A 26,362-nucleotide genomic window follows, 5' to 3' on the forward strand; every position below is an offset into this window, starting at 1 on the left:
AGCGGGCCTAGGTTCGCCCCAGGCGCAGCCCCCCGATGCATCGCTTCCAGCTCTCCCTTCAGGCCCTGGGCCAGGCGCGCCAGCTGATCGCTGTGGGCCGCAGTCAGGGGGATCTTGGCCGGATCGCCGACCTGGTCGACAGCTTCCTGGACACGCCCCAGATGGAGGCCTGCATCGCCCGCTTCCGGGCCCTGCCGGGCGGGGCGGCGATGATGGACGAGCGCTATCCGCCCCTGCAGCCGGATCTGGAGCGGCTCGAAACGCTGCCGGAGGGGAGCCTCGGCCACAGCTACGCCGCCCTGATCCGCCGCTTCAACTACGACCCCGAATTCTTCCGCCCCCGCCCCATCGACACCGAGGGCCGCTGGCTCACCCAGCGGATCGCCACCACCCACGACATCCACCATGTGGTCAGTGGCTTCGGCACGACGCCGGTGGGGGAGAACGGCGTGTTGGCCATCACCGCCACCCAGATTGGCTTCCCCGCCTACGTGAGCCTCACCCACGCGGCCCAGATCGCCGGGTTCCGCTTCAAGCTCGATGGCTACGAAAGCCTGAGCCGGTCGATCAGCCATGGCACCACGATCGGCTTCACCGCCCGTCCCTTCGCCACGGTTCGCTGGGAGGAGGGCTGGGAGCTGCCGGTGGCGGAGTGGCGGCAGCGGCTGGGGGTGACCCTGCCGGCCGATGACGCCCCCTACGGAGCGAATGTCTGCTGAAGCGGCGACGGCGGGGGCAGCTCCGGCGGCTTCTGACCACCGGGGCAGGAGCCTTGGCCCGGCCTAGCTTGCCCCGAGTCGCCGGCGTTGCCGTGGCCCCAAGCGTCCTGCGCCGCCCAGGGGCGGTCGCCCTGGTTCTGGGCCTGGCCCTGGTGCTCCAGCCCCCGGGTGCCGCCCGCAGCGCCGAGGCGCCGTCGGGGCCTACGCCGCCGCCACGTCAGGTGACGGCGGAAAGCCTGGCCGCCGCCCTGCCCAAGCTCGATGCCCTGGCCGCGGAGATGCAGCGCAGCACCGGTGTCCCGGGCCTGGCCATCGTGGTGGTGCACGCCGACCGGGTGGTGTTCCTCAAGGGCTACGGCCTGCGGCGGGTGGGTGAGCCCGGTGCGGTGGATGCCGACACCGTCTTCCAGCTGGCCTCACTCTCGAAACCGATCGCCGCCACTGTGGTGGCCGGCCTGGTGGGCGACGGGCGCCTGGGCTGGGACGACCCGGTGCTGCGCACCCTCCCCCAGGCCCGCATCGGCCCGCCGGCCATCGCCCCTTCGGTGACCATCCGCGACCTGCTGTCCCACCGCAGCGGCCTGCCCGACCACGCCGGCGATCACCTCGAGGACCTGGGCTTCGATCGGGCCACGATCCTGGAGCGGCTGCGGCTGCTGCCCACCGGCAACCGCTTCCGCGCCGACTACGCCTACACCAACTTCGGCTTCACGGCCGGCGCCGTGGCCGCAGCCAACGCCGTGGGCCTGCCATGGGAGCAGCTCTCCAGTGAACGGCTCTACGGCCCCCTGGGCATGACCCGCACCAGCTCCCGCCACGCCGATTTCGTGGCCGCCGCCAACCGTGCCTCCCTGCATGTGCCGGAGGGGGGCCGCTGGGTGGCCCGCTACCAGCGGGATGCCGATGCCCAGGCCCCCGCCGGCGGCGTGAGCTCCAGCGTGCGGGATCTGGGCCAGTGGCTGCGGCTGCAGCTGGCCGGCGGCCGCCTCGATGGCCGTGCGCTGGTGGACGCCGCCGCCCTGGCGGAGACCCACCGGCCCCAGATCGTCAGCCAGCCGCCCCGCGATCCGACCACCGACCGTGCTGGCTTCTACGGGCTGGGCTGGAACGTGGGCTACACCGACCGGGGCACGGTGCAGCTGGGCCACTCGGGCGCCTTCGACCTCGGCGCCGCCACGGCCGTCTACCTGCTCCCGGCGGAATCCCTTGGCATCATCGTGCTCTCCAACAGCCAGCCGCTGGGGGTGCCGGAGGCCCTCAGCCTCAGCTTCCTCGACCTGGCCACCACCGGAAGGGTGAAGCGTGACTACCTCGCCGCCCTGCGCCCCCTGTTCCGGGGCATGGAGCAGCAGGACTATCCCGCCGTGGCCACCCCGGCCCGGCCGCTGCCGGCCCGTCCCGCCGACGCCTACACCGGCAGCTACGCCAATGCCTACGTGGGCCCGGTCGCCGTGGTGCGCCGCGGCGATGGCCTCGAGCTGCAGCTGGGTCCCCAGCTCCGCCCCTTCCCCCTCACCCCGGTGAGCGGCGACGGCTTCCGCTACCAGCCCGCCGGTGAGAACGCCTACGGCCCCAGTGCCGTCAGCTTCACGGTGGGCCCCGACGGCCGGGCCACGGCGGTGCGGATCGACAACCTCAACCTCAACGGCCAGGGGGTGCTCCAGCGGCGCTGAATCGGCGCGCCGAAGGTTCCTTCTGAACCTGACCCGGTACCGGAGCGCTGCGAGAGTGGGGCCGGCCAGTGCCGTCTGCATGAACCTCACCCCCCAGGAGAAAGACAAGCTGTTGATCGTCACCGCCGCCCTGCTGGCGGAGCGGCGACTCGGCCGGGGCCTGAAGCTCAACCATCCCGAGGCGGTGGCCTGGCTCAGTTTCCAGGTGATCGAAGGGGCCCGCGACGGCCGCAGCGTGGCGGAGCTGATGCGGGAGGGCACCACCTGGCTGAGCCGGGATCAGGTGATGGAGGGGGTGCCCGAGCTGATCCCCGAGGTGCAGATCGAGGCGATGTTCCCCGATGGCACCAAGCTCGTCACCCTCCACGAACCGATCCGCTGACCCCCCACCCCGCCATGGCCCCCCTGATCCCCGGCGAACTGATCCCCGAGCCCGGCACGATCGAACTCAACGCCGGCCGCCCGGTCACCACCCTGTCGGTGGCGAACCGGGGCGACCGTCCCGTGCAGGTGGGATCCCATTTCCACTTCCACGAGGCCAACGGCGCCCTCGAATTCGACCGCGAGGCGGCCCGCGGCCTGCGGCTCGACATCCCCGCCGGCACGGCCATCCGCTTCGAGCCCGGCGACCAGCGGGACGTGCATTTGGTGCCCTACGTCGGCGACCGCCGCGTGTTCGGCTTCAACGGTCTGGTGAACGGCCCCCTCGACTGACACTCCCATGCCCTATCGCATCGACCGCCGCGCCTACGCCGAGACCTACGGCCCCACCACCGGGGACCGGCTGCGGCTGGCCGACACCGAACTGATCCTGGAGGTGGAGAGCGACTGCACCACCTACGGCGATGAGGTGAAGTTCGGGGGCGGCAAGGTGATCCGCGACGGCATGGGCCAGGCCCAGACCCCCCGCGCCGAGGGGGCCGTCGACACGGTGATCACCAATGCCCTGATCCTCGACTGGTGGGGCATCGTCAAGGCCGACATCGGCCTGCGGGACGGCCGCATCTGCGCCATCGGCAAGGCGGGCAACCCCGACATCACCGATGGGGTGACGATCGTGGTCGGGCCCGGCACCGAGGCCATCGCCGGGGAGGGGCACATCGTCACCGCCGGGGCGATCGACACCCACATCCACTTCATCTGCCCTCAGCAGATCGAAACCGCCCTCGCCTCCGGCGTCACCACCCTGCTGGGCGGCGGCACCGGCCCGGCCACCGGCACCAACGCCACCACCTGCACCCCCGGCGCCTTCCACCTGGCCCGCATGCTCCAGGCCGCCGAGGGGCTGCCGATCAACATCGGCTTCTACGGCAAGGGCAACGCCAGCACCCCTGCGGCGATCGAGGAGCAGATCCGTGCCGGCGCCTGCGGCCTGAAGCTGCACGAGGACTGGGGCACCACCCCGGCGGCGATCGACTGCTGCCTGACGGTGGCCGACAAGTACGACGTGCAGGTCTGCATCCACTCCGACACCCTCAACGAAGCCGGATTCGTGGAGGACACGATCCGGGCCATCGGCGGCCGCACCATCCACACCTTCCACACCGAGGGGGCCGGCGGCGGCCATGCCCCCGACATCATCCGGATCTGCGGCGAGGCCAACGTGCTGCCCAGCTCCACCAACCCCACCAAGCCCTACACCGTCAACACCCTCGAGGAACACCTCGACATGCTGATGGTGTGCCACCACCTCGATCCCCGCATCCCCGAGGACGTGGCCTTCGCCGAATCACGCATCCGCCGCGAGACGATCGCCGCCGAGGACATCCTCCACGACCTGGGCGCCTTCAGCATCATCGCCAGCGATTCCCAGGCCATGGGCCGCGTCGGCGAGGTGATCACCCGCACCTTCCAGACGGCCCACAAGATGAAGGTGCAGCGCGGTTTCCTCCCCGAGGACGCCGCCGGCCCCCGCGGCGGCCGCAACGACAACACCCGCCTGAAGCGCTACATCGCCAAGCTCACCATCAATCCCGCCATCGCCCATGGCCTCGACAGCCAGATCGGATCGGTGGAGGTGGGCAAGCTGGCGGATCTGGTGCTCTGGAAACCGGGGTTCTTCGGGGTCAAGCCGGAGCTGGTGATCAAGGGGGGCTCGATCGTCTGGGCCCAGATGGGCGATGCCAACGCCTCGATCCCCACCCCGGGGCCCGTGCACGGCCGGCCGATGTTCGCCGCCTACGGCGGATCGCTGACCGGCAGCTGCCTCAACTTCGTCAGCCAGGCCGCGCTCGACGCCGACCTGCCCAGCAGCCTTGGCCTGAAGCGGGCCTGCGTGCCGGTGGTCAACACCCGGGGCATCGGCAAGGCCCAGATGCGCAACAACACCGCCCTGCCCAAGGTGGAGGTGGATCCCCAGACCTACGAGGTCTTCGCCGACGGGGAGCTGCTCACCTGCGAACCGGCGGAGATGCTGCCGATGGCCCAGCGCTACTTCCTGCTGTAGCGGCGCCGGCGCACCGACTTCCAGACCATCAGCAGGCGCGCCAGCAGGCTGCGGCTACTGGTGCGGCCCTGGGCGCCGGCGGCGAAGGCGACCGCCATCAGCAGGGCTGAGCCGTTCAGGCGCAGGCCATCGCGAAGGGCCGCCCAGGCCAGGGGGGCCAGGGGGGTTGCCTGCTCGATGCTGGCGGGCATGGCCGCCTCGGCCTGGCGGAGGGCGGCCAGGAGGTCCTGGCGCAGCCGGGGCATCGGTTTGGCCAGATCGGCCGTGGTGAGGGCTGGCCCATCGGCCGCCGCCAGTTGCTGCTGCAGGGTGGGGGCGTCAGGGGCCGAGCGGATCAGGGCCGCGAAGCTGCTGAACTGATCGCTGACCAGGCGCCGCTGCTGGGCCTGCAGGGCGGCGCGGTCGCTGAACTGCCGCACGGTGACGGAGAGCTGCAGGGGGATGAGCAGCAGGTACAGAACGGTGATCAGCACGGCCCAGCGCCGCAGCCGCTGGCGCAGCTGGAAGAGCTCCAGACGTTCCGGCTCCACGTGGGCCGCCAGGTGCACGAGCACGAAAGCCACAAGGGGGAACCCGGAGTTGGCGATCACCAGTTCGATGAAGCGTTGCTGCCAGTCGCGTTGCAGTACCTGAACCGGAAGGGCGCCGGCCACCACGGCCAGGACGAACAGGCCCGCCAGGGCCAGGGCCGCGGCGAGCAGGATCGAAGCCAGTGATGACACCGGGCCTGACGGGGCCCTCGTCTCAAGCCTCGGATCTGTGGTGGTCACAGGCTGGGACGACGGGACCCGCGGGGCTCAGGCGGGAACGCAGCCGGCGGCTCCAGCCGAAGGCCGCCATGGCCCCGAGCAGGGGCAGGGGACCCGGGACGTTCGAGCTGGCTGGTGGCTCCGGGAGGGCCCGCACCACCAGCCCACTGAGCAGTGCCTCGGTGGAGCTGGTGCCGCGGCCGCCGCCGGTGCCGGTGATCGAGAGGATCTGGTTGGCCTGAACGATGAAGGGGTTGGTGAAGGCGTAGCTGGTGTTGATCTGTTTCTCGAACAGGGTTTCGGTGGAAACCACCGGGCTGTTGGGATCGCCCCAGGTGAGCAGGGGATTGCCCAGGCCCACCCGCAGGCTGCCGTAGCGATAGCTGAGCAGTTCCACCTGCCGGTCGAAGAACAGCTCGATGGACTCCTGATTGGCCACGCCCAAGCCGTTGCCGCGGTTGCGGCGTCCGCAGTTGGTCAGGCCGACGTTGTTGAGGCCCGCCCCGCCGGCTTTGTAGATGCAGAGGCCGTCGGCAGTCGCACTCACCGGTTTGGCGTTGCCGTTGGGTCGCAGGGCGTTCTGAAACACCAGATTGAGCGTGAGGCCCTCGGCGGTGGCGGTGAAGGTCTTGTTGGACGAGGCCAGGGGGCTGGGGGGCGTCGCGGTGGCGCTGCCGAGGTCGAAGCTGAAGGTGGTGCCGATGGCCTGGGCCGGTGCCGGCGCCAGGGTCAGGCCCGCAGCAATCAAGGAAGCGGCGATCAGGCCTGCCTCGGGTGTCGGCGTACGGGCCACGGGGCTGCACTCGGCATTGCTGCCTTGAGATTAGTGAACTCCCTCGTGTGTGCCACACCGTTGTCGGCTCAGGAGAGCGCCGGTTCCCGCTCCTCTGCGAAGGCCCAGTCCTCCTGGTTGGGATCCCGGCGCTGTTTGCGCCGCTCCACCGACAGCACCGGCAACTCTTTCAGGGGCGCTTCGAAGGCCACACCAAAGGTGAGGGCAAAGCGGGCTCGGGTGAGCCAGCGCAACTGGGCCCGCATCCGCAACTGGCCGAAGCCGGGATGGGCGCGCAGATCCATCAGGAGCCACTGCCCCGGTGCAAGGGACTGCTCTTCGGCGGCGATCAGGCACATGCCGCCTTCTCCCACGTCGACGATGTCGGCGAGGAACCAGCGGCCCATGGGCTGGCGAGCGTCATCCAGGCGCCGCAGGGCGATGGTGCGGCAGCTCTCGATGGGATGACGGAGGTAGACCCGATTGTCTCGGCGGACGCCAGCCCTGTCCTGGTCGCGCAGGAGGACCCCCGATGCGCACGAGTTCCTCAAAGGCTGGGACCCGGTCTTGTTGGGCAGCATCGGCAGGGCTCCTCGCCTCTGCGTTCATCCTCAACCCTCTGTGTCTCATCGAGAACCATGCTTAGGGAAACGCTATTCGTATGGAGCGCTAGGAAGCGCCAGGATGGCGACAGTGGCTCTACAGCGATGGTTTGTGGAGACCCTCAGCCGACAGCGCCCCTTGTTTCCGTAACAACGGCAACGGGTGACCACCCCGGCGGCACTGCAGGATCCAATCGCGTGGAAGGGTCTGGAATGTTCAGTCAGTACAAACCGAACCAGGGATACGACGAGTACTTCACCTCCACCGACCAGCCCCGGGCCACCCTCAAGCCGCTGCTCTCGTCCCTCGGCCAGATGGGACTCGACCAGTTGAACCGGAACCATGAGGCCGCCGGCATGCTGCTCAAGCGCCTCGGAGCCACCTTCCGCCTCAACGATTCCGACAGCAAGGGTGTGGAACGGATCCTGCCCTTCGATCCGCTGCCCCGGTTGATCGGGGCCCAGGACTGGGAGCGCCTGGAGCGGGGCCTGATCCAGCGTCTGGAGGCGATCGACCGCTTCCTGGCCGACGTCTATGGCGACCAGAAAATCCTGGCCGACGGCGTGGTGCCCAGGGCTGACGTGGAGAGCTCCCAGGGTTGGCGGCCCCAGATGCAGGGCTTCCAGCCGCCCCTCGGGCGCTGGTGCCACATCTCGGGCCTGGATCTGGTGCGCGACGGCGATGGCACCTGGCGGGTGCTGGAGGACAACCTGCGCTGCCCCTCGGGGGTGGCCTACTTCCTCGAGAACCGGCGGGTGATGAAACGCATGTTCCCGAGCCTGTTCGCCGGGCGCACGGTGCAGCCGATCGATGACTACCCCTCCCACCTGCTGCAGACCCTGCGGGAACTGGCCCCCTGGACCGACACGCCCAAGGTGGTGCTGCTCACCCCCGGGGTGTTCAACAGCGCCTATTTCGAGCACAGCTACCTCGCCCAGCAGATGGGGATCCAGCTGGTGGAGGGCCGCGACCTGGTCTGCGAAGGGGATCGGGTGTGGATGCGCAGCACCGCCGGCCTTGAGGCGGTCGATGTGATCTACCGCCGCATCGACGACGACTTCCTCGACCCGGCCGTGTTCCGCCCTGATTCCCTGCTGGGGGTGCGGGGCCTGATGGGGGCCTATGCCGCGGGCCGGGTGGCCATCGCCAATGCCCCGGGCACCGGCGTCGCCGACGACAAGCTCATCTACGCCTATGTCGGCGAGATGATCCGTTACTACCTGGATGAGGAGCCCATCATCGAGAACGTTCCCACCTACATTTGCTCCAGGCCCGACGACCAGGCCTACGTGCTGGAGCACCTCGGGGAGCTGGTGGTGAAGGCGGTGGCGGAAGCCGGCGGCTACGGCATGCTCATCGGCCCCCACGCGAGCCAGGCGGAGATCGCCGAGTTCGCCATCAAGATCCAGGCCGATCCCCGCAACTACATCGCCCAGCCCACCCTGGAACTCTCCACCGTGCCTTCCCTGAGCGAAGGCGAGCTCTACCCCTGCCACGTCGATCTGCGTCCCTACGTGCTGCGCGGCAAGGAGGCCTGGGTGAGCCCCGGCGGCCTCACCCGCGTGGCCCTGCGGCGCGGCTCCCTGGTGGTCAACTCCTCCCAGGGGGGCGGCTGCAAGGACACCTGGATCGTGGATGAAGCCCCATGCTGAGCCGCGTCGCCGACTCCCTCTACTGGATCAACCGCAACGTTGAACGGGCCGAGAACATCTCCCGCTTCGTGGAGGTGAGCGAGGCCATGGCCCTTGATTGCCCCCCTGGTAGCGCCGAACCCTGGCTCCCCCTGATCGACGCCAGCGGTGACCGCAAGCTCTTCGATGAGCTCTGTCCGGTGGTCACCCCCGAAGCCGTGATCCATTTCCTGGTGCGGGAGGCCGACAATCCCAGCAGCGTTCTCAACTGCATCGGCAGTGCCCGCGAGAACGCCCGGCAGATCCGTGAAGTGATCACCACGGAGATGTGGGAGCAGATCAACGACATCTACTGGACGCTGCAGGAGGAGACCTTCTGGCAACAACCGCCCCAGGAGCAGCTGCGGGAAATCCGCCGCGCCTGCCAGCTCTTCTACGGGATCACCGATGCCACCCTCAGCCGCGACCTCTCCTGGCAGTTCAGCCGCCTGGGGCGCCTGCTGGAGCGGGCCGACAAGACCACCCGGATCCTGGACGTCAAGTACTTCCTGCTGCTGCCCTCCCCTGAGGAAGTGGGTGGGGTGCTTGACGAGCTGCAGTGGATCTCCCTGCTGCGCTCGGCCGGCGCCTACCAGATGTTCCGGCAGTCGAGCCAGCAGGCCATCGAACCCAAGGCCGTGGCTGCCTTCCTGCTGCTGGATCCGATCTTCCCCCGCTCCGTGCGTTACTGCCTGGAGCGGATCAGCGACACCCTGCGGATCATCCGCGGCAGCTCGGTCCCGCGGCCAGCGGATGACCTGGAATGCCTGATCGGGCTCACCCTGGCCCACTGGAGTTTCACCAGGATCGATGAACTCGTCGCCACCGGGCTGCATGAGGCCATCGACAACTTCCAGTCGGATCTCAACCGCCTGCATGCGTTGATCGAAGCGCGCTACTTCATCGCGCCCCCGAGCAGCACCTCCAGTCATGAGGCGGCATGCGAGCCCGCCTGACCCACACCTTCCATTACCGCTACAGCGCCCCGGTGTTCCTGGGTCCCCACCGTTTCTGCCTGAAGCCCAGGGGCCACGGCTTCCAGCGCCTGCTCCATTTCCACCTGGCCATCAGCCCGGAACCGTCCCTGCTCTATCCGCTGGTGGCGGCCAGTGGCGATGAAATCCTCCGGGCCCGCTTCGAGGGCAGCACCGAGACCTTCCGGGTGCAGGCGATCAGCGATGTGGAGACCACGCAGCCCCCGGCCCTGGCCGCCTGCCTGGAGGACCAGGAGCCCCTGCTGCCCTACCCGGTGGGCCACCTCAATGGCGATCTGCTGGGTTCCCTGGAGGGGTGGCTGCCCAACGGCCAGCACGACCCGGCCGCGGTGGATCTGGCCCAGGAAGCGCTGATGGGCAGCGACCAGCGCGGGCTGATGTTCCTCGATCAACTGGTCGAGATCATCAAGGACCGGGTCAAGTACACCCAGCGGCACGTGGGGCCCGCCTGGCCGGCGGGCCGCACCCTCAAGGAAAGGGTCGGTTCCTGCCGCGACCTGGCGATGCTGATGATCGAGACCTGCCGCTGTGCCGGCCTGCCGGCCCGGTTTGTGAGCGGCTATCACCTGGTGGAGCCGGCGCCCAAGCAGTACGACCTGCATGCCTGGGCGGAGGTCTACCTGCCCGGGGCGGGCTGGCGGGGCTTCGACCCCAGTGGCCAGGGCAGCATCGACGACCGCTACATCACCCTGGCCACCTCCTCCAAACCCACCCTCACGGCAGCGGTGAACGGCAGCTTCTCGGGTCCTGCGGGGGTGGAAAGCGAGCTGGACTGGACCATCGAGGCGGAGTTGCTGGAGCCCGCTCCCATGGGCGCTACCAGACACGAGGTGCTGCAGCGCTGAAACGAAGCCACTCTTAAGGTGCGCCCGCCTGTATCCGATGGTGCAGCGGCAGGGGCACTCCCCAGGCCAGGACAGGTCCCACATCGCAGCTAACGGCATCTCCCCCATGGCAAGCTCCACTCCCGCCCCCTGCCCACCCAAGGGGCAGGCCCTCCTGGAGGCGATGCGCCGCCATCTGTTCTCCAGCCAGGCCAAGTCGGCCTCCCTCGCCACCACCCACGACCACTACGTCTGCCTGTCGCTGGCGGTGAGGGACATCCTGCTGACCAGCTGGGTGGACACCGTGGACACCTACACCAGCCAGCACGTGCGGACCGCCACGTACATGTCGGCGGAATACCTGCTGGGGCCCCACCTGGAGAACAACCTGGTCAGCCTCGGGCTGCGGGAGGAGGCCAGGGCCGCCTGCGCCGCCCTTGGTCTCACCCTGGAGGAGATGCTGGCGGAGGAGCCGGAACCGGGCCTGGGCAATGGCGGGCTGGGTCGGCTGGCGGCCTGCTTCCAGGAGTCGATGGCCACGCTCGAGCTGCCGGCCATCGGCTACGGCATTCGCTACGAGTTCGGCATCTTCCGCCAGCAGATCGGCCCCAACGGCCAGATGGAGAGCACCGACCCGTGGCTGGCCCGCGGCAACCCCTGGGAGGTGATCCGGCCGGAATGGAGCTATCCGGTGGTGATCGGCGGCCAGACCGTGATCGGTGTTGCCTATGACACCCCGATCCTGGGCTACGGCGTCCACACGGCCAACACCCTGCGGCTGTGGTCGGCCCAGGCGCCCGACGCCTTCGATTTCGCTTCCTTCAATGCCGGCGACTACACCCGGGCCGTGCTGCACAAGGTGCAGTCGGAAACGCTCTCCAAGGTGCTCTACCCCAACGATGAGCTGGAGCAGGGCAAGCGCCTGCGGCTCAGTCAGCAGATCTTCTTCGTCTCCTGCTCCCTGCAGGACATGTTCCGCATCCTCAGCAGCCAGGGAATTCCGGTGACGGAGTTTCACCGCAAGTTTGCGGTGCAGCTCAACGACACCCACCCGGCGATCGCCGTGGCGGAGCTGATGCGCCTGCTGATCGATGACCACGGCGTCGACTGGGACACCGCCTGGAGCATCACCACCGCCACGATCAGCTACACGAACCACACCCTGTTGCCCGAGGCCCTGGAGGCCTGGGGGCTGGAACTGTTCCAGCAGCTGCTGCCCCGCCAGCTGCAGATCATCTTCGAGATCAATGCCCGCTTCCTGCGCACCCTGCGCATCCGATTCCCCGGCCAGCCCGACCTGCTGGAGCGGCTGTCGCTGATCGAGGAAGGCCCGCACCGCAAGGTGCGCATGGCCCACCTGGCGGTGGTGGGCAGCCACACGGTCAACGGCGTGGCGGAGCTGCACAGCCGCCTGCTCAAGGAGAACCTGTTCTCCGAATTCGCCCAGGTCTGGCCGGAGCGCTTCACCAACATCACCAACGGCGTCACGCCGCGGCGCTGGCTGGCGGTGGCCAACCCGCCCCTGGCCGACCTGCTCAATGACGCCATCGGCACCGATTGGTGCCGGCACCTCGACCAGCTCCGCCAGCTGGAGCCCCTGGCCACCGATGCCGGCTTCCTGGAGCGCTGGCAGGGGGTGCGCGAGCAGGCCAAGGAGCGCCTGGCCGCCACGATCCGCCAGGACACCGGCGTGCTGGTGGATCCCTCCTCCCTGTTCGACGTGCAGGTGAAGCGGATCCACGAATACAAGCGCCAGCACATGGCCGCCCTGCAGGTGGTGGAGCGCTACCTGCGCCTGCGAGCCGGGGAGGACCTGCCGCCGCGCACGGTGATCTTCGGCGGCAAGGCGGCCCCTGGCTATGCCATGGCCAAGCTGATCATCCGTCTGATCGTGGGCATGGCGGAGATCATCAACATCGATCCGGCCATGGACGGCCGCCTGCGGGTGATCTTCCTGCCCAACTTCAGCGTCAAGCTGGGCCAGAAGATCTACCCGGCGGTGGATCTTTCCGAGCAGATCTCCACCGCCGGCATGGAGGCCTCCGGCACGGGCAACATGAAGATGTCCCTCAACGGCGCCCTCACGATCGGCACCCTCGACGGGGCCAACATCGAGATCCGCGAGCGGGTCGGCGACGACAACTTCTTCCTGTTCGGCCACACCGCCGAGCAGCTGGCCGCCATCAACCGCAACGGGTACCACCCGATGCCCTGGCTGGAGAATGACGCCCTGGCCAAGGAGGCCATCGACCTGATCGGTTCGGGCCACTTCAGCGAAGGCGACCGCGACCTGTTCCATCCGCTGCTGGCCAACCTCTGCAGCAGCGACCCCTTCCGGGTGATGGCCGACCTGGGCGACTACCGCCGCGCCCAGAATGAGGTCGACAGCGCCTGGTCCGACGCAGGACGGTGGAGCATGATGTCTGTGCTGAACACCGCCCGCTGCGGCTTCTTCAGCAGCGACCGGTCCATCCAGGAGTACGCCGAGCGCATCTGGAAGGTGGTCCCGGTCCCCGTCAACTCCTGCAGCGTGATTCCCAACTCGTCAACATGAACGTCCCGCAACCCGCATGAGCTGGCCCTCATGAGCTGGATGGAACAGGTGGCCGGGGCGGCCGAGTCGCGCCTGCGCGCCGCTGGCATCCAGCTCACCCTCGGCGGTGAGCCCACCCTGGTGCCCCTTGAACCGGAGGGGCCGGAGTGGAGCGTCACGGCCGACGGCCCCACCAAGCTCACCATGGCCCGGGACCTGCAGCAGCGGGTCTGGCGCGGCAGCACGCTGCTCTACTGCCCGGGCAAGCGCTATGACGGCGAGGTCAATCCCCGCTGGGCCCTGCGGCTGTTCCTGGGCGATGACGGCACGGCGCCGGTCCGCTGGCCAGGCTTCTGCCAGCCCGGTCTGGAGGGCTCACCGCTGAAAGCCAGCGAAGGCCCGGCCTGGTTGGAGCGCCTGGGTGGGCTGCTGGGACTCAGGCTCCAGCCCGTTTTGCTGCGGGATCCCCTCGATCCCGAGCGGCGGGCCTGGGCGGCCCCCTTGAGCGTCGCGCCTGCGGAGACGGCGGCCGAGGGGGGAGTGGTCGACTGGAAGGTGGCACCCTGGCCCCTGGAGGAGAGCCTGCGGGAGCTCACCGGTGCCCCGGGTCCGGCCGGCCTGCGCCTGCCCCTGGAGCACCTGCCCGACGACGTGCCCCGCCAGGTGCTCACCCTGGAGATCGATCCCGACGGCTGGGAACTGTTCCTGCCGCCCCTGGAGCGCGAACCGCTGCGCCAGTTGCTGCAGGCGGTGGCCGACAGCCTCGGCGACCTGGCCGCGCCGCGGCTCAGCGGCGTGCTGCCCTTCGATGCCGGCGAGCGCTGGCAGGTGCTGGGCCTGACGGCCGATCCGGGTGTGCTGGAGATCAACCTGCCCGTCTGCCACAGCTGGCTGGAGTACCACGAGTGGCTGCAGCGGCTGGAGGAGGTCGGCGAGCGCGTTGGCCTGCGCAGCTGGAAAGACCTGGGCGACGGCCGCCAGGAGGGCACCGGTGGCGGCAACCACCTGCTCTGGGGTGGCCCCGACCTGGCCCACCACCCCTTCTTCTCAAGGCCGGCCTGGCTGACGGGGATCCTGCGCTACTGGCAACGGCACCCGTCACTGGCGTACCTGTTCTGCGGCCCCGGGGTGGGCCCCTCCTCCCAGTCGCCACGGCCGGACGAGGCGATCGGTGACTGCTTCGATCTGGAGCTGGCCTACCGTGCCATCGAGCAGGCGGAGGGCCAGCCCTCGAGCGAACCCTTCGGGGATGTCCGGGGTCTGATCGGCGAAACGTTGCGCCATCTCCATGCCGACCGCAGCGGCAACAACCACCGCAGCGAGATCAGCTTCGACAAGTTCTGGAACCCCGGGGCCCCGGCCGGTTGCCTCGGCCTGGTCGAGTTCCGGGCGCTGGAAAGCCTGCCCAGCATGGCGTGGAGCAGCACCATTGCCCTGCTGTGGACGGCCCTGGCGGCCCACCTGCTGGAGCCCCGCCACCGCCCCACCGAGCTGCACGACTGGGGCTCCAGCCTGCATGACCGCCAGCTGCTGCCCAGCCAGCTCTGGGCTGATCTGGAGGGCATCCTGGCCGACCTGGCGGCGGATGGGCTGGCCCTGGATCCGGCGCCGTTCCGGGCCATCTGGGAGTGGCGCTTTCCGCCCCTGCTGCGCTGGCACGGGGAGGCCAACTCCACCGATGTGGCCCCGGCCCTGGAACTGCGGCCCGCCCCCGAGCCCTGGCCCCTGATCTGCGACACCCCGGTGCAGGGGGGCTTCACCAGCCGGTTCATCGACGGCTCCCTGCGCCGCTTCGAGGTGGTGGCCAACCCGACGTTCCGTCGGGACTGCCAGCTGCTGGTGAATGGTCGGCCCCTGCCGCTGGAGCCCGCCGGGGAGGGGGCGTCCCAGGTGCTGGCGGTGCGCTTCCGCTTCCAGCGTCTCTACCCGTGCCTGCATCCGGCGATCGAGCCGCACATGCCGCTGGAGCTGGTGCTGCGCGCCCCCGGCGGGGATTTCGGCTTCCGCCTGCACCCCGATGGCCACCGCTTTGAAACCTGCCTGGCGCCCGGGTTCGTTCCCGGGGCGCCCGCCTGGCAGGGGCGTCAACGCCCCACCGACCACACCATCGATCTGCGGATCGGCTGACCGTCTGCGTGAGCAGCGGACATGAACCACAACCAAAGCCGGGGAGAGCGTTCAGCGCCATCAAATTCTTCTCTTTCCTTCACTCTTCAGACAGCTCGGGGCCATATTGTCAGTCCAATTCTCAGCAGCGCTGCAGTTATCACGAACCACTTCGGGAGGGAGGGAGATTTTCCTTCCCCAGCCTGGTCAGCACCGAAAACGATGCCTAACATCCCTGGTGAATGGAAGCACCAGTGCAATCTTTCTGGTTCAGCACCCCTTCAGAACAGGGGCTGATTCCTTGCGTTGACAGCGTCGGTGATGCCCTGCGTTTTGCCGCTGACCTGGGCAGCGATGATCTCGTTGTCCTGGATCTCGCCACTGGCCATTTCATTGATTGCAACCGTTCCGCCCACGAACGGCTTGGCTATGAGCGGGACCACTTCCTCACATTGAATCCAGCTGCGATTCAGGCGGATAGGGGCCTGTCCGATGATCTGATGCGGGATCAGCTGAGGGTGATGCGCCAGCAGCCCAGGGGCAGCTTCGCCACGCGCCATCGGGCCCGTTCCGGCAGCTGCCGGGATGTGTCCGTCAGCTATCAGGTGCTGGAGTTACGGGGCCGGCTGGTGGCCCTCGTCAGCCACCGTGACCGCAGTGATCTGGACACGGCCTTGCGGGAAAGCTCCCGGCTGGGCTCGCTGCTCCAGGAAGCCGAGCGACTCACCCACGTGGGCAGCTGGGAGTTGAACCATCGCACCGGAGAACTGCTCTGGTCGAACGAGGCCTACAGCATCTTCAATACCGCCCCGGAGCTGACGGCGCCGTCCTACGAGGTGTTCCTCAGGACGGTGCATCCGGAGGATCGTTCCCTGGTGGATGCCACCTTCCAGGACGCCTTCCGCTCGGGCCAGCCCTATCGAATCGAGCATCGTCTGCTGCTTGGCAATGGCCTGCTCAAGGTGGTGCTGGAGCGGGGGTGCACGACCCTCGACGATGACGGACGACCGCTGTTCACGGTGGGAACGGTTCAGGACATCAGCGAACAGCACGAGATTCAGCAGCGATTGGAGCGCATCGCCTTTGTCGATCCCCTCACCAGGCTGCCCAACAAGGCCGCCGCCGTTCGTCAGCTGGCCCGTCTGCTGCGCACCTCCGGTACGGACCACAGCATCGCCCTGATCAACCTCGACCTCGACAACTTCCAGTCGATCAACAACAGCCTGGGCCATGAGATCGGCAACCAGGTGCTCCAGGCCAGTGGCAGCTGCCTGCGCCACCTGCTGCGGCCAGACGACTGGCTGGCCCGGGTCGGCAGTGATGAATTCATCCTGCTGCGGCCCCTGCCCATGGCCGACCGGGGCCAGGCTCTGCAGTGGGCTGAGGAGATCCGCCGCACCCTTGGCAACACCCCCGGGATGGGCACGGGCCTGGCGGTCCAGCCCAGCGCTTCGCTGGGGGTGGCCCTGGCCCCCGACCACGGCTCCGACCCGGACACCCTGCTGCGCTGCGCCAACACGGCCCTGATGGAGGCCAAGCAGCACGGCAAGAACCAGCTGCGCTTTTACTCCCCGGAGATCAGCCTGCAGCTGCGCGAACGCCTCGAGCTGGAGCTCAGCCTTGGCCGGGCGATCGATCGGGAGCAGCTGCGCCTCTTCTACCAGCCCCAGATCGATCGGGGCGGCAGCCGGATCGCCGGGGCCGAGGCCCTGCTGCGCTGGCGTGACCAGAACGGCCGGATGGTGTCCCCCAACGTCTTCATCCCGCTGGCGGAGAAGACCGGCCAGATCCACACCATCGGCCTCTGGGTGATCGAGGAGGCCTGCCGGCAGCTGCACGCGTGGCATCGCCAGGGGCTGCGGCCGGGAAAGCTGGCGATCAACATCTCCGCCCTGCAGCTGGGGGCCGAGCGCCCCTCCCTGGCCGAGCTGCTGGCCGGGGCGCTGCAGAACTACGGCCTGTTGCCCGAGAACCTCGAACTGGAGATCACCGAAACGGCCCTGCTCAACGATCCAGGCCGTGCCGGCGAACAACTGCGGCAGCTCGCCGAGAGCGGTTTCAGCCTGGCGATCGATGACTTCGGCACGGGCTATTCCTCGTTGGCCATGCTCCATTCCCTGCCCCTCGACAAGCTCAAGATCGACCGTTTCTTCGTCGACCGCCTTGGCAATGACGATGCCGACCTGGCCATCGTCAAGGCCACCATCGTGATGGCCAAGGAGCTGGGATTGATGACCCTGGCGGAAGGGGTGGAAACCCGTGAGCAGCTGCGGATGCTGCAGAACCTCGGCTGCGACCAGTTCCAGGGGCACCTGCTGGGCCGGCCCATGTCCGCCGACGCCTTCGGCTCCCTGTTGCGGGTCGCTGCCGCAACCTGAACCAGCGCCTACCAGCTCACCCCGTGCAGCTTGGGCAGGGGGGCGGTCTTGGAGGTCACCGCGAAGAGCCGTGGGATCCGGTGGCTGTTGTAAACGCGGAATTCGCGCACCACGCTGGCGCCTTCCTCGCGCACGGCCTGGTTGAGCACCAGGGAGCCATCAGGATCAGAGACGGAACGGTGGAACGTGCCGGGGGGAATGCGCAGGATGTCGCCGCCGCAGTCGAGGCGAACAATGTGATATGGGTAGTTCCAGCCCAGGTTGACCAGGAAGAAGGTGCGGCCGCCGTGCATGGCCAGCAGGTTGTCTTCCTGATGGGGATGGAGATAGAACTGCCAGCTGCCGGACTCCTGACAGTCGGGCGGGCTGATCGCCGGGCCCGAATGCACCACCAGATCCCGCTTGTTGGACGTGGGCACGGTGATATCGAAGAACCGCACCGACGGGGTGTCGCGGAACTTCTCGTAGGGGATCAGCTCAAACATCGGAGCTGGACGGGGCCCCTGGGCGGCCCCGCTGGGTGGGCGGCCTTGCAGCTCGTCTCTCGACGGGACGGTGGCGGTCATGGGGGCGACTTCGTCAGAAGCCTCTGCGGTCTCTTCAGTGAACCTAATCCTGGCGGGGTCCCACGGTGAGATCGGCTACGAAAGCCCGCAGGCGTTGGGCCAGTTCCAGCGCTGGAGAGGCCCGTCACCCCACTGGGGCGGAGGCCCAACGGCTGCTGGAACTTGCTTGAATGGCACCCTCATCGGGCCCAGATTCAGGACGGAGCGCCATGGCCACGTCGTCGATCGTGCAGAGGCTGACCCTGGGCGGTATCGCCCGCCATGTCGCCTTCGGTGTCAGCCTCGGCGCCGTCCTTGCTGGCCTTCCGCCCACCGCGCTGGCCCAGAGCCGCCCGCCGATGGCCCGGCCCACCGTTTCGGTGCCGGCCTTCAAGAACACCGTCACCCAGCCCACGTGGTGGTGGCAGGGCCCGGTGGCCGACGACCTGGCTGCCGCCCTGGCCAACGAACTGCAGGGCACGGGCACGCTGCAGGTGGTGGAGCGGAAGCAGCTCAAGGACGTGCTCTCCGAACAGGAGCTGGCCGAGCTGGGGATCGTCAAGAAAGGGCCCGACGCCGCCCGCAAGGGGCAGATGCGCGGCGCGCGTTACATCGTGCTGGGCACGGTCACCTCCTACGAAACCAACGTGGAGCAGAAGCAATCGGGCAGCAGCTTCGGCCTGCTCGGCTTCGGCAAGCAGAACCAGGACGTGGAAACCAAGGACTACGTGGCGATCGACATCCGCGTCGTGGACAGCAGCACCGGCGAGGTGATCGGCTCGCGCACCGTGGAAGGCCGGGCCAGCAACACGGCCAGCGCCAGCTCCAGTGGGGTCAATCTGCTGCCGGCGGCGGGTCTGGCCCTCTGGATGGCACCCAACATGGGTCGCACCGGCCAGGCCCTCACCGGTGCCGCCGGTACGCTCAATTTCGGCAGCAACCAGGCCCAGGCCCAGCGCACCCCGGCCGGCAAGGCGATCAGGGCCGCCCTGATCGACGCCTCCGAGTACGTGAGCTGCGTCCTGGTGCCCCAGGGGGACTGCCTGGCGCGCTTCGAGCAGCAGGACCAGCAGCGCCGCCAGCGCACCAGGGGCGTGCTGCAACTCGATTGAGCCCTGAAGCACCGCCCCCCGCTGCCTAGGGTGCAGATCCCCCGGGTCCGGCTGCATGGGCCGCCACGACCACTGTTTCGGCTTCGAGGCCGACTTCGTCGACGACCTGCGCTGCATTCCGATGGCCGTGCGGCGCAAGCTCGACCTGGTGGGGGTCAAGCTGAAGCTGGTGCATTGGAGCGACCTCGACGAGGGGGAACGGCAGCGGCTGCTCGACTGGCCCGACGACGCCGAGGCCCTGGCGGCGCTGGACCACTGGCTCGCGCAGCGCACGGCTGTGATGGCCGCCGGCCTCGCCGGCCGGCTCGAGCCCGCCTGCGGTGCGCCCTGGCAGGGGAACGACGCCCCCCCGGAGGTGCTGCTCGCCTCCTGCCGCCAGCTGGGGCTGACCCTGCCCCCCCACGCCTGGGGGGAGCTCGATGAGCTGCAGCGCTTCGCCCTGGTGAAGCTCAGCCATCCGGGCCATGAGCACCGCAACCTGCCGCGGGCCCTGGCGGAATTCGGCCTGCTGGCATGAGCGGCCTGCGGGCCTGTCTGCTCAGCGGCGGCGTCAGCCGCCGCATGGGCACGGACAAGGCCCTGCTGCCCCACCCCGCCGGGGGCACCTGGCTGGAGTTCAGCCTCGGGCGACTGGCAGCGCTGCCGCTGCCGATCACCCTGCTCAGCCACCACCGGGCCCACCACGCCCTGGCGCGGCCCCTGCGGGACGGGCGGGGACAGCCGATCACGGTGCTGGAGGAGCCGCCGCCCCGGGAGGGGCCGCTGCTGGCCCTCGAGCGTCTGATGGCGCTCTACCCCGATCAAGACCTGCTGCTCTGCCCCGTGGACATGCCCTGGCTGGAGACCGCCGCCCTCGAGGCCCTGCTGGAGGTCACGGCCGCCGCCCCTGGCCCCGCCCCGATCCACCTGGCCCATGACGGCCTGCGGCTGCAGCCGCTGCTGGGGGTTTACCCCGCCCACGCCGCCCGCCGCCAGCGGCTGGGTGCCTTCACGGCGGCGGGCGGCCGGCGCCTGCAGGACTGGCTGGCGGGCGAGGTGGTGGTGCCGGTGGCCCTGCCGGCCGCGGGCCTCCGCAATGCCAACCGGCCCGACGACGCCACCGGCCTGTGGCCCTAGCTTTCCTGCCATGGCGGAGCGTCCCCTGGATCTGCATGGCCGGCCCCTCGGGGTGCTGCGGCTGTCGCTGACGGCCCGCTGCAACCTGGCCTGCCCCTACTGCTGCCCGGATCTCGAGGACCCGCCCGACCTGCTGACCCTGGCGGAACGGGTGGCGCTGGTGGAGGCGACCGTGGGCCTGGGTGTGCACACCCTGCGCCTCACCGGCGGTGAGCCCCTGCTGCACCGGCGCCTGGAGGAGCTGATCGCCGCCCTGCAGCCGCTGCGGCAGCGCGAACCCAATGATCCCCGCGGCGCCCTGCGGGAGATCGCCCTCACCAGCAACGGCGTGCTGCTGGGGGCCGAGCGGGCCCGGCAGCTGAAGGCGGCGGGGCTCGACCGGATCACCCTCAGCCTCGATGGCACCGACGGCGCCAGCGTGGCCCGCATGGCCGGCCTGGGGAGCCCGGCCGCCGGTGACGCCGTGCTGGAGAAGGTGCTGGCGGCGATCCGGCACGCGCGGGAGGCCGGCTTCGATCCGGCCCGCGGCGCCTTGAAGCTGAACGCGGTGATCACCCGCTCCGGCAACGCCGACCAGCTGCTGCCCCTGGCGGCCCTGGCCCGGGAGCAGGGGCTGGAGTTGCGCCTGATCGAGTTCATGGATGTGGGCAACCGCAACGGCTGGGAGCCGGAGCAGGTGCTGCCGGCGGCCGAGATGGTGGCCCGCATCGGGGCGGCCTGGCCGCTGGAGCCGGTGGGCCGCACCCCCCACGGCACCGCCGGCCGCTGGCGCTTCCGCGACCGGGATGGGCTGCACCTGGCGGTGGTGGCCTCGATCACGGCGCCCTTCTGCGGCGACTGCAACCGGTTGCGGATCACCGCCGACGGGGTGGCCTACAGCTGCCTGTTCGCCGCCAACGGCACCGACCTCAAGCCCTGGCTGCGGCCCGGCGCCGAAGCCGCCGGTCTGGAGCAGGCGCTGCGCCGCCTCTGGCTGCAGCGCCGCGATCGCTACAGCGAGGAGCGGCAGGAGGCGGCTGAGCGGCGGCCGGCGCCGGCGGAGATGGCCTACCTGGGGGGCTGATGGGCGCCAGGTGGCTCCTCGGCCATGCGCCGGCTCCGGTCCTGGATCAGCTGGGCCACCAGGGCCGTCCAGCCCGTCTGGTGGCTGGCACCCAGGCCGGTGCCGTCGTCGCCGTGGAAGTACTCGTGGAACAGGTGCAGGCGACGCCCTTCGGCATCGGTGAGGAAGGCGGCGGTGGCGCCGTAGGCCGGTGGTGGGCCGTCGGGGCGCGGCAGGAACAGTCCGATCAGTCGGTCGGTGATCAGGTCGGCGGCCTGCTGCAGGCTGAGCCAGCGGCCGGAGCCCGTGGGGCATTCCACCTGGAAGCCGTCACCGGCGTAGCGGTGGAACTGGTGCAGGGCCTCGATCAGCAGATGGTTGACGGGGAACCACACCGGGCCGCGCCAGTTGGAATTGCCGCCGAACAGGCCGGAGCGCGACTCCGCCGGCTCGTAGCCGACCCGGTGCTCCAGACCCTCGAAAGAGAAGACGTAGGGGTGGTCGGCGTGGTGGCGGGAGAGGGAGCGGATGCCGTGGTCGCCGAGGAATTCGGCCGGATCGAAGAGGCGCGCCAGGATGCGCCGGAAGCGGTCCTCCGCCACGAAGCGGTTGGGGCTGAGGTAGGTGAGGGCGAGCAGACGGCGGGCCTTCTGCCCCTTGGTCTCCATGCAGGCCACGTTCACCTTGAGATCGGGTCGGTGCTGGATGAACCACTCCAGCCGCTCCCGGAAGGCCGGTAGCCGCTCGAGCACATCGGGCTCGAGGATGGCGATAGCGAACAGGGGAATCAGCCCCACCATCGAGCGGATCTTCAGCGGCAGCCGCTGGCCGTCGGGCAGATGGAGCACGTCGTGGAAGAAGCCGTCCTCGTCGTCCCAGAGGTTGTTGCCGCCGTTGCCGTGGGCATTCATGGCCGCGGCGATGTAGAGGAAGTGCTCGAAGAACTTCGTCGCCATGTCCTCGTAGACGGGATTCTCCTGTGCCAGCTCCAGGGAAATGGTGAGCATGTTGAGGCAGAACATGCCCATCCAGCTGGTGCCATCGGCCTGCTCGATGAAGCCGCCGGTGGGCAGGGGGGCGCTGCGATCGAACACACCGATGTTGTCGAGTCCGAGGAAACCGCCCTGGAAGATGTTGTTGCCCTCCGCGTCCTTGCGATTCACCCACCAGGTGAAGTTGAGAAGCAGTTTCTGGAACACCCGCTCCAGAAACCGCCGGTCGCCGCTGCCGGTGGCCCGCTTCTCCAGGCTGTACACCTGCCAGGTGGCCCAGGCGTGGACGGGCGGGTTGACGTCGCCGAAGGCCCATTCGTAGGCGGGCAGCTGGCCGTTGGGGTGCATGTACCACTCCCGGGTCAGCAGGTCGAGCTGGTGCTTGGCGAAGCCGGGATCCACCAAGGCGAGGGGGACGCAGTGGAAGGCCAGGTCCCAAGCGGCGAACCAGGGGTACTCCCACCCATCGGGCATGGAGAGCACGTCGTCGGCATGGAAGTGCTGCCACAGGTGGTTGCGGCCATGGCGGTGGGCCGGCGGCGGTGGGGTGGCCGGATCCCCCGCCAGCCAGTCCCGGATCCCATAGAGGTAGGTCTGCTTGCTCCAGAGCAGGCCGGCGAAGGCCTGGCGCTGCAGCTCGCGAAGCTCGGTCGGCAGCCCGGCCGGGACCAGGTCTGCGTAGAAGGCGTCGGCCTCCCGCTGCCGCATCCGGCAGATGGCCTTGAAGTCGGCGCCGAGGGGGTCGTCCGTGAGCCGGCGATCCACCAGCCGCAGCTTCAGCACCCGGGTTTCCCCCGCCGCCAGGGGCAGGACGTAGTGCAGCGAGGCCTTGGTGCCGACCCCCTCAGGGTTCACCGCCCCCCGCGCGCCCGCCACCACTCGGTCGTTGATGCCGTCCTTGACGTAGGGGCCGGCGTTGGCGGCGCCGAACAGCCGCCGGGCATTGGTCTCGTTGTCGGTGACCAGCAGCTCCGGCTGGCCGGCCCCCGACCCTTCGGGAGCCACGGCCTGCTGCTCGGCGTGAAGCCAGAAGGTTCCCATCTCAGGGTGGCTCGCTTCCAGGGTCCGCCAGGGCACGGGGCTGGAGGATCCGGGGGCACGCGGCTCCGGCGGGACGGACCGGATCGAGGGGCGCGGTTCGTTACCGCCCCAGCTCCAGGTGTTGCGGAACCAGAGGGTGGGCAGCAGGTGCAGGGTATGGGGCTCAGGGCCGCGGTTGGTGACGCTCAGGCGGATGAGGATGTCGTCCGGGGCCGCCTTGGCGTAGGTCACCTCGATGTCGCAGAAGCGGTCGCCGGCGAAGATGCCGGTGTCGAGCAGTTCGTATTCGGGGGCGTCGCGGCCGCGGCGGCCGTTCTCCGCCACCAGCTCCTCGTACGGGAAGCGCCCATGGGGGTAGCGGTACAGCCCCCGCATCCAGCTGTGGCTGGGGGTGCTGTCGCGGTGGACGTAGATCTCCTTGACGTCCTCGCCATGGTTGCCCTGGGGGCCGCCGAGCCCGAACAGCCGTTCCTTGAGGAAGGGGTCGTGGCCGTTCCAGAGGGCGAGGGCGAAACAGAGGCGCTGGTGGTTGTCGCAGAGGCCCAGCAGGCCGTCCTCCCCCCAGCGGTAGGCGCGGGAGCGGGCCTGCTCGAAAGGGAAATGCTCCCAGGCGTTGCCGTCGGCGCTGTAGTCCTCCCGCACCGTGCCCCACTGGCGATCGCTCAGGTAGGGACCCCAGCGCCGCCAGCGGGCTTCGCGGCGATCGTCGGCGGCGAGCCGTTCCCGCTCCGCCGCCGCCTCTGCCTGCGCCGCCTCCTCCGGCACTTCAGCCGCCATGGCCGGCGGCCACCGCCCCCCGCACCAGCACCGGCACCCGCTTGAAGGCCGGGGTGCCGCAGCGGGGGTCGATGACGGCCTTCATCAGCACGTTCACCTCCGGGTAGAACATCAGCGCCGCGCCCTCGCGGATCTCGCCGGGGATGATCTCCACGTCCTCCAGGGCGCCCGCCTCCCCCTGCACCGTCACCCGCTGGTGGGCCGCCAGGCCGCAGCGGCGCAGGTCGGCCCGGTTCATCAGGATCGTGTGGCGGTGGGGCATGCCCCGGTAGCTGTCGCCGGCCTTGTAGACGACGGTGTTGTGCTGGCCGTAGCTGCGGGCCGTGACCAGGGCCAGCACCAGGCCGGTTTCCCCGGGCCCCAGGCCACCGAAGTGCTCCGCTCCCGGCAGCGTCAGTTCGGGCAGGGGGGTGGGCGCCACCCGGGCCCGGCCGCTGGGGGTGGGGAAGTGGGGACTGTCGAACAGGCGCCCCTCGACGCTGAACTCCTGCCGGGTGGCATCGATGCGGGCGATCGGGCCGTAGCCGGGCACGGTGCGGCCGATCAGTTCCCGCACGTAGGACGGATCCTGCAGCCGCCCCCAGTCGATCGGATCCGTGCCCATCAGCCGCCGGGCCAGCTCGGCCAGGAACGCCACCTCGCTGATCAGGTCCGCCCGCTGCAGGTGGGTGGTGCCGGGTTCGTTGAGGCGCACGTAGTTGTTGCCCGATTCGGTGGTGGTGCGGTGCGGCGTCTCGAAGCGGTTGAACACCGGCAGCACCAGGGTCTGGCGGGCGGCCAGGCCGTGGAAATGGCCCTGGTTGGGCTTGGTGGCCAGGTACAGGATCGTGTCGATCCGGCCCAGGGCCCGCTTCGCCTCGCCGCTGTCGGGGTTGGCGCCCCAGAGGTTGCCCCCCAGGCACAGCAGGCTGTCGACGTGGCCGGCATCGGCGGCCTCGATCAGGGCGCGGGTGTCATAGCCCGGCACCCGGCTCAGGGGCCGGCCCAGCAGCTGCTCGAGGGCCTGCTGCATCTCCGACCGCAGCTTGACGGTGACCCCCATCGAGCCGAAGCCCTGCACGTTGGAGTGGCCCCGGATCGGCATGGTGCCGGCCCCGGGCCGGCCCACGTTGCCGCTGAGCAGGGCGGTGTTGGCGATCGCCTGCACGTTGTCGATGCCGTTGGCGTGGTGGGTGATCCCCATCGCCCAGGCGAACACCACGCCGCGGGCGGCGGCGATCACGGCGGCGGCGTGCTCCAGCTCCTGACGGCTCAGGTCGCACCTGCCGGTGATCGCCTCCCAGGAGGTGTGCTCCAGCTGCTCCAGCAGTGCTTGCCAACCCTCGGCGTGGGCGGCCAGAAAGTCGCGCTTCACGGCGCCGGCCTCGAGCAGGGCCTTCTGCAGGCCCAGGAACACGGCCGTGTCGCTGCCCGGCACGGGCTGCAGGAACAGCGAAGCGATCTCCGCGCCCCCCTGCAGCGACGAGACCGGGAAGGCCGGCGAGCCGAACTTCAGCAGCCCCACCTCGATCACCGGGTTGATCACGATCACAGTGCCGCCCCGCCGCCGCAGCTTGATCAGCTCGTTCATCAGTCGCGGGTGGTTGGCCGGGGCGTTGGAGCCCACCAGCACCACACAATCCGCCTGCTGCAGGCTCTCCAGGCTCACCATCGAGGTGCCCGAGCCGAAGACGGCATTGAGCCCGACGGTGGAGGGGGCGTGGCAGAGGTCGGAGCAGTCGGCCAGGTTGTTGGAGCCCATGGCCCGCAGCAGCAGCTGCAGCAGGTAGGCGGCCTCGTTGGAGGAGCGGCCCGAGCTGTAGGAGGCCACCCGCTCCGGCGGGCGCCGGAAGGCGGCCTCGGCGATGGCGAACACGTCGTCCCAGCCGATGGGCTCGTAGTGGCTGCCGCCCTCGCGCAGCAGCAGGGGGTGGCTGAGGCGGCCGAGGCGGTCGGCCTGCATCGAGGAGAGCTGCTGGAGTTCAACCAGGCTGCGGGTGCCGAACACCCCATCGGGCACCGCCGGCTGCAGCTCGGCCATGATCGCCTCGACGCTCTTGAGGCAGCGCTGCAGCGGCTCCCCCAGCTCGTCGACGAAGCCGCCGTGCTGGCCGCCGGTGCCCCAGGCGCAGGAGAGGCAGGCGCTGCGGTGGTTGAGGGTCTGCCAGAGCTTCGGGCCCTGCGGGGTCAGGGTGGCGCGGGCCCAGCCCTCGATCAGGGGCCAGCCGCCGCCCTGGGCTGGCATGGCGGCATCGGCGGGGCTGGCGTCGTCGCTCATGGGGCCGGCCGG

Annotated in this window: 22 protein-coding genes; 15 read left to right on the forward strand and 7 right to left on the reverse strand. The window is 69.5% G+C overall.

Annotated elements, in window-relative coordinates; translation table 11 throughout:
- Nucleotides 1-35: 35 nt before the first annotated feature.
- From KUG43_RS04095 to ureC, 5 genes are all read left to right on the forward strand, one after another.
- Nucleotides 36-719: a Coq4 family protein gene (locus tag KUG43_RS04095; protein WP_216906378.1), complete on the forward strand. Its 684-nt coding sequence runs from the start codon at nt 36-38 to the stop codon at nt 717-719.
- Nucleotides 720-811: 92 nt separating this feature from the next.
- Complete coding sequence (locus KUG43_RS04100; protein ID WP_216906380.1) at nt 812-2,392, forward strand: serine hydrolase; 1,581 nt, start codon at nt 812-814, stop codon at nt 2,390-2,392.
- 79 nt (nt 2,393-2,471) lie between these two features.
- The gene (locus tag KUG43_RS04105; RefSeq protein WP_015110097.1) at nt 2,472-2,774 is read left to right on the forward strand and encodes an urease subunit gamma; all 303 of its coding nucleotides are present in this window, start codon (nt 2,472-2,474) and stop codon (nt 2,772-2,774) included.
- Nucleotides 2,775-2,788: 14 nt separating this feature from the next.
- A complete protein-coding gene (locus tag KUG43_RS04110; RefSeq protein WP_159816252.1) occupies nt 2,789-3,106 on the forward strand; it encodes an urease subunit beta in 318 nt (105 codons plus the stop codon).
- A 7-nt stretch (nt 3,107-3,113) separates the two neighbouring features.
- On the forward strand, nt 3,114-4,838 hold the full coding sequence (gene ureC, locus KUG43_RS04115) for an urease subunit alpha (protein WP_216906382.1): 1,725 nt from the start codon (nt 3,114-3,116) through the stop codon (nt 4,836-4,838).
- On the opposite strand, the gene KUG43_RS04120 is transcribed toward ureC, so the two are convergent.
- From KUG43_RS04120 to KUG43_RS04130, 3 genes are all read right to left on the reverse strand, one after another.
- Entirely contained in the window at nt 4,823-5,560 is a 738-nt protein-coding gene (locus KUG43_RS04120) for a hypothetical protein (RefSeq protein WP_216906384.1), read from the reverse strand. The genes ureC and KUG43_RS04120 overlap by 16 nt on opposite strands.
- Nucleotides 5,561-5,582: 22 nt before the next feature.
- A complete protein-coding gene (locus KUG43_RS04125; RefSeq protein ID WP_216906386.1) occupies nt 5,583-6,380 on the reverse strand; it encodes a hypothetical protein in 798 nt (265 codons plus the stop codon).
- A 68-nt stretch (nt 6,381-6,448) separates the two neighbouring features.
- The gene (locus tag KUG43_RS04130) at nt 6,449-6,766 is read right to left on the reverse strand and encodes a PilZ domain-containing protein (protein WP_216906389.1); all 318 of its coding nucleotides are present in this window, start codon (nt 6,764-6,766) and stop codon (nt 6,449-6,451) included.
- 408 nt (nt 6,767-7,174) lie between these two features.
- Between KUG43_RS04130 and KUG43_RS04135 the strand changes: the two genes are divergently transcribed.
- The 5 genes from KUG43_RS04135 (at nt 7,175) to KUG43_RS04155 (ending at nt 15,111) form a co-directional block, all read left to right on the forward strand.
- Nucleotides 7,175-8,614, forward strand: a complete 1,440-nt coding sequence (locus KUG43_RS04135) for a circularly permuted type 2 ATP-grasp protein (RefSeq protein ID WP_216906392.1) — start codon at nt 7,175-7,177, stop codon at nt 8,612-8,614.
- Nucleotides 8,608-9,588, forward strand: a complete 981-nt coding sequence (locus KUG43_RS04140; RefSeq protein WP_216906394.1) for an alpha-E domain-containing protein — start codon at nt 8,608-8,610, stop codon at nt 9,586-9,588. The genes KUG43_RS04135 and KUG43_RS04140 overlap by 7 nt, the downstream gene beginning before the upstream one ends.
- Nucleotides 9,573-10,472, forward strand: coding sequence for a transglutaminase family protein (locus KUG43_RS04145; RefSeq protein ID WP_216906396.1), 900 nt, complete (start codon nt 9,573-9,575; stop codon nt 10,470-10,472). The genes KUG43_RS04140 and KUG43_RS04145 overlap by 16 nt, the downstream gene beginning before the upstream one ends.
- A gap of 106 nt (nt 10,473-10,578) precedes the next feature.
- A complete protein-coding gene (locus KUG43_RS04150; RefSeq protein WP_216906398.1) occupies nt 10,579-13,005 on the forward strand; it encodes a glycogen/starch/alpha-glucan phosphorylase in 2,427 nt (808 codons plus the stop codon).
- Nucleotides 13,006-13,035: 30 nt separating this feature from the next.
- A complete protein-coding gene (locus KUG43_RS04155; protein ID WP_216906400.1) occupies nt 13,036-15,111 on the forward strand; it encodes a transglutaminase family protein in 2,076 nt (691 codons plus the stop codon).
- 260 nt (nt 15,112-15,371) lie between these two features.
- Here KUG43_RS04155 and KUG43_RS04160 read toward each other — a convergent pair whose 3' ends face one another.
- Complete coding sequence (locus KUG43_RS04160) at nt 15,372-15,650, reverse strand: hypothetical protein (RefSeq protein ID WP_216906402.1); 279 nt, start codon at nt 15,648-15,650, stop codon at nt 15,372-15,374.
- Here KUG43_RS04160 and KUG43_RS04165 point away from each other — a divergent pair.
- Nucleotides 15,612-17,468: a putative bifunctional diguanylate cyclase/phosphodiesterase gene (locus tag KUG43_RS04165; protein WP_216906403.1), complete on the forward strand. Its 1,857-nt coding sequence runs from the start codon at nt 15,612-15,614 to the stop codon at nt 17,466-17,468. The genes KUG43_RS04160 and KUG43_RS04165 overlap by 39 nt on opposite strands.
- An 8-nt stretch (nt 17,469-17,476) precedes the next feature.
- Here KUG43_RS04165 and KUG43_RS04170 read toward each other — a convergent pair whose 3' ends face one another.
- On the reverse strand, nt 17,477-17,953 hold the full coding sequence (locus KUG43_RS04170; RefSeq protein ID WP_216906771.1) for a redox protein: 477 nt from the start codon (nt 17,951-17,953) through the stop codon (nt 17,477-17,479).
- Between the two features lie 290 nt (nt 17,954-18,243).
- Between KUG43_RS04170 and KUG43_RS04175 the strand changes: the two genes are divergently transcribed.
- Genes KUG43_RS04175 through KUG43_RS04190 form a run of 4 tightly spaced genes read left to right on the forward strand, consistent with a single transcriptional unit; the run spans nt 18,244 to nt 21,304 of the window.
- Nucleotides 18,244-19,125, forward strand: a complete 882-nt coding sequence (locus KUG43_RS04175; protein ID WP_216906405.1) for a CsgG/HfaB family protein — start codon at nt 18,244-18,246, stop codon at nt 19,123-19,125.
- Nucleotides 19,126-19,180: 55 nt separating this feature from the next.
- Nucleotides 19,181-19,642, forward strand: a complete 462-nt coding sequence (locus tag KUG43_RS04180) for a nitrate reductase associated protein (protein ID WP_216906407.1) — start codon at nt 19,181-19,183, stop codon at nt 19,640-19,642.
- Nucleotides 19,639-20,241 (forward strand): molybdenum cofactor guanylyltransferase, encoded by a 603-nt coding sequence (locus KUG43_RS04185; protein WP_216906409.1) that lies wholly within the window; start codon nt 19,639-19,641, stop codon nt 20,239-20,241. Before KUG43_RS04180 ends, KUG43_RS04185 begins: the two co-directional genes overlap by 4 nt.
- Before the next feature lie 10 nt (nt 20,242-20,251).
- Nucleotides 20,252-21,304, forward strand: a complete 1,053-nt coding sequence (locus KUG43_RS04190) for a GTP 3',8-cyclase MoaA (protein WP_216906411.1) — start codon at nt 20,252-20,254, stop codon at nt 21,302-21,304.
- Here KUG43_RS04190 and KUG43_RS04195 read toward each other — a convergent pair.
- On the reverse strand, nt 21,289-24,093 hold the full coding sequence (locus tag KUG43_RS04195) for an MGH1-like glycoside hydrolase domain-containing protein (protein ID WP_286194373.1): 2,805 nt from the start codon (nt 24,091-24,093) through the stop codon (nt 21,289-21,291). The genes KUG43_RS04190 and KUG43_RS04195 overlap by 16 nt on opposite strands.
- Nucleotides 24,083-26,350, reverse strand: a complete 2,268-nt coding sequence (locus tag KUG43_RS04200; protein ID WP_216906413.1) for an FdhF/YdeP family oxidoreductase — start codon at nt 26,348-26,350, stop codon at nt 24,083-24,085. The genes KUG43_RS04195 and KUG43_RS04200 overlap by 11 nt, the downstream gene beginning before the upstream one ends.
- Nucleotides 26,351-26,362: the final 12 nt, after the last annotated feature.

Source organism: Synechococcus sp. CCY 0621 (genome assembly GCF_019038465.1).
In the GTDB taxonomy this organism is placed as follows: Bacteria; Cyanobacteriota; Cyanobacteriia; order PCC-6307; family Cyanobiaceae; genus Cyanobium.